This window comes from Escherichia sp. WS1265 (genome assembly GCF_046487585.1).
In the GTDB taxonomy this organism is placed as follows: Bacteria; Pseudomonadota; Gammaproteobacteria; order Enterobacterales; family Enterobacteriaceae; genus Escherichia; species Escherichia coli.
This window is the reverse complement of record NZ_JBJQJE010000071.1, coordinates 1-2,007: the sequence shown is the minus strand read 5'-3', so window position 1 is coordinate 2,007 and position 2,007 is coordinate 1. Positions and strand designations below refer to the sequence as shown.

Here is a 2,007-nt window from a genome sequence, read left to right as displayed (position 1 = left end):
TGTGATTACAATCGGTGGCGGCGGCACAGTTGGTGTGGCGGCCTCAGTCCGGAACAATTTGAAAACCAGAACCTCGCTTAGGCCTGTGTCCATATTACGTGGGTAGGATCAGAACTCCATCCAGTCGTTTGGGGTTGCTAATGACGTCCTGCATCCGCTTAATCTGGTCGGGCGTAGACATATAATCCCACAGGGTGAGCAGAACCTTTTTTGCGGCTACACTATTTCCCTGATCTGATACTAATGCCATATAGCCCCATAAACTATCCCTCAGCCAGACACCATCATAGTGGGTTTCTGCCGCTGTTTTGTCATCTTCGAAAGTAGAAGCAAGAATAAATGTTCCCCAGGGTTTCTCCGTCAACGTTAACTTTCGTGTGTTTTCTGTTAATGTTAACAACCCTTGAATTTCGTCTTTGGTATAGTGGCTCTTTATTTCATTTTTTAATTTGGCTGAGTGAATCAGAAGACGATAATTAGGGTACTTATCTGGATTTAACGATAAATAACTTTTATCTGTTGCTGCCCCGTGGAATTAAGAATGTTAAATACAGATTCACTCGTCACTTCTGCCCCTGTCGCCTGGCATGTGCCGCACGAAAATATACCAGCGAGCAGAAGAGTTAATGCAGATTTCCCTTTCATAAAATATTCCATCAATCGTTTGTTAAAAGCGTAGATAACCACTTATTTAACAACTTGAAAATAAGGTGTTTTACCTAGGTTGTTACAAAAGGATTGCATTGCGTAAACGCTTTTTATTTACAAAAAAATGGGGAAGTGTTACAGCGATTGCGAAAAGCCTGAAGCGATTGAATTAAGATAATATAGAAAATCAGATACAGCAAAAATGGCAGATTGATCAGGTGAAGATAAATTGGAGCGGGCGAAGGGAATCGAACCCTCGTATAGAGCTTGGGAAGCTCTCGTTCTACCATTGAACTACGCCCGCTTCGAGATGCGTAAGGCATTATAAACCTTACGCTCTCCTTAGCAAGTGCCGCGCTGCTGACTGCTGATTAATTCGCCATCAGCATTTTGGCTTGCTGCCCTGCGGCGGCAAGTAACGTAGCGGATCAATTGCCGTTGCACGGTAACGAATCTGGAAATGCAGGCGAACAGATGCCGCATCCGTGCTCCCCATAGTGGCGATTTTTTGCCCAGCCTTCACGCTTTGCCCATTATTTACCAGCATCGTGTCATTATGGGCGTAAGCCGTAATGTAATCTTCACTGTGTTTAATCATGATGAGATTACCGTAGCCACGCAGCTGGTTGCCCACATACACCACCTTTCCTGCACCCGCGGCGTAAATAGGTGTACCCCGTGGAGCTGAGATATCAATCCCTTTATTGCCGCCATCTGCTGTCGAATACGGCATGATAACTTTCCCTGTCGTTGGCCATAACCAACAACGTTGCCCTACTGGCGGCCAGGAAGATTTCGGTACCGCTGATGACGGTGTAACCGATGCGGTTTTGGTCGTTGATTTGGCGGTTGATTTACGTGTACTACTGCTACTTTTCGCCCCACCCAGTTTTAGTTTCTGACCAACTTCAATGGTGTAAGGGGGGGAAATGCCGTTCAGTCGCGCCAGTTCTTTTACGCTGGTTCCCGTGGTGCGCGAAATACGATATAGCGTATCCCCCCGTTTCACGGTGTAAACGGAGCCGGAATACGTTCCTGTATCGGATGATTTGCTACCCGAACAGCCCGCCAAAAGCAGTCCAACCGATAACAACATCACGATACCCAGAGATTTTTTATTCAGGCGTCCCGCACTCAAAATCTTTCCTCGCTTAAAAAACAAGACGCCTTATCATAGCAGCCAGCCTCTTGATACCCAATCTCTTGCTTCTGGAAAAACGTGGTAATAGAGAAAGAGGTTAATTTCATTGGTAATGACTCCAACTTATTGATAGTGTTTTATGTTCAGATAATGCCCGATGACTTTGTCATGCAGCTCCACCGATTTTGAGAACGACAGCGACTTCCGTCCCAGCCGTG

3 protein-coding genes, 1 tRNA gene and 1 pseudogene are annotated in these 2,007 nt (G+C 45.9%); 1 reads left to right on the top strand and 4 read right to left on the bottom strand.

Annotated elements, in window-relative coordinates:
* On the top strand, positions 1-81 hold an 81-nt coding region (locus ACJHX3_RS24790; RefSeq protein ID WP_136696479.1), incomplete at its 5' end, for an IS3 family transposase.
* A 31-nt stretch (positions 82-112) separates the two neighbouring features.
* On the opposite strand, the pseudogene ygeQ reads toward ACJHX3_RS24790, so the two are convergent.
* From ygeQ to ACJHX3_RS24770, 4 genes and pseudogenes are all read right to left on the bottom strand, one after another.
* Positions 113-657: pseudogene (ygeQ, locus tag ACJHX3_RS24785) on the bottom strand (protein YgeQ); the annotation flags it as partial.
* Between the two features lie 221 nt (positions 658-878).
* A tRNA-Gly gene (locus tag ACJHX3_RS24780) sits at positions 879-952 on the bottom strand.
* 78 nt (positions 953-1,030) lie between these two features.
* Complete coding sequence (gene actS, locus ACJHX3_RS24775) at positions 1,031-1,786, bottom strand: amidase activator ActS (RefSeq protein WP_001272558.1); 756 nt, start codon at positions 1,784-1,786, stop codon at positions 1,031-1,033.
* Between the two features lie 126 nt (positions 1,787-1,912).
* Positions 1,913-2,007: IS1 family transposase (locus tag ACJHX3_RS24770; RefSeq protein ID WP_000306640.1), on the bottom strand; the 95-nt coding region annotated here is incomplete at its 5' end.